A 1,431-nucleotide genomic window follows, 5' to 3' on the forward strand; every position below is an offset into this window, starting at 1 on the left:
CAGCAATTCCAAATTCAAATTTTGACAACGGGTAGAGTCTAGCTTGAGGATATAAGAAGTATTTCTTCAAGGACATCGAGATGGAGCCGATGACACTGAGTTTTGGAGTAATGCTGGGATTTCTCCAAGGAGTGATCGCTCAAACCAAAGACCCAAGGCTTGCCAGTAATGCAACTCGCTACAGCATCAAAGATACCGTGCTGGCAGCATTTTCAGTATTTTTCATGCAGTGCGAGTCGTTTTTGGAACATCAGCGTCAGATGCATAGCCGCTGTGGACAAGATAATGCCCAAAGCTTATTTGGCTTGACGCGAATTCCGACCACACCTCAAATTCGTAACATTCTGGACGAGATCGCCGCAAGCGAATTATTTAGGGTGTTCACCTGGGTTTACCAGGCATTGCATCGGGGCGGGTACTTAAAGCCCTATCACTGTCTGGGGAGTCATCTGTTGGTGGCCTTAGACGGCACTCAGTATTTTAATTCTCAGACAATCCATTGTGAGTACTGTTCGAGTCGCACCCATAAAAACGGCACTGTCACCTACTTTCACAGCGCGATTCTGCCCGTAATTGTGGCACCAGGTCAGTCCCAAGTGATTTCCTTAGCTCCTGAGTTCATCACTCCTCAAGATGGATCTGAAAAACAAGATTGTGAAGTGGCAGGAGCTAAACGATGGATAAGTAACTATGCCTCAGAATTCAAAAATCAACCCGTCACGCTTTTGGGGGATGACCTCTATAGTCATCAGCCGATGGCTGAACATTGCCTGGAATTTGGGATGAATTTCATCTTCACTTGCCTGCCCGAATCCCATACCGCACTCTATGACTGGTTGGACTACCTTGAGCGTTTGGGAGAAGTCAAGACCTTAGAAATAAGCCTTTGGCACAAGCGCTCGAAAGAGATTTACCGCTATCGCTACGTCAATCAGATTCCCTTGAGAGACACCCAACCCGCCTTGGGAGTCAATTGGTGCGAACTAACGCTCATCCGTCAGTCCGATGGTAAAGTCCTTTACCAAAATGCTTTCATCACTCGCCATGAACTGACAGCCGAGACCGTTCCTATGGTGGTTAGCGCGGGTAGAAGTCGCTGGAAGACCGAAAATGAAAACCACAATGTCCTCAAAACCAAGGGCTATCATCTAGAACACAATTTTGGACACGGGCAACACCATTTGACCTGTTTCCTGCTCACACTCAATCTCTTGTCCTTTCTTTTCCACACCGTTTTGCACTTGGTTGACAGATCCTACCAACAAATCCGCTTGCAGCGTGGCACTCGCAAAGGATTCTTTCAAGATATCCTCAGCCTCACCAAGTATTTCCTGTTTGAAAGTTGGCAGCATTTAATTGACTTCATGCTCAACGACTCACCACTCTCTCCAGCGACTGATTCCTCTTAAATTTTTGAATTTGGAATTGCTG

Annotated in this window: 1 protein-coding gene; it reads left to right on the forward strand. The window is 46.5% G+C overall.

Features of this window, described 5'->3' with window-relative positions; genetic code table 11:
- Positions 1-110 precede the first annotated feature (110 nt).
- Positions 111-1,409 (forward strand): ISNCY family transposase, encoded by a 1,299-nt coding sequence (locus RM368_RS38485; protein ID WP_416212300.1) that lies wholly within the window; start codon positions 111-113, stop codon positions 1,407-1,409.
- Positions 1,410-1,431: the final 22 nt, after the last annotated feature.

The sequence above is a fragment of the Nostoc sp. DedSLP03 genome, from assembly GCF_034530815.1.
Lineage (GTDB): Bacteria > Cyanobacteriota > Cyanobacteriia > Cyanobacteriales > Nostocaceae > Nostoc.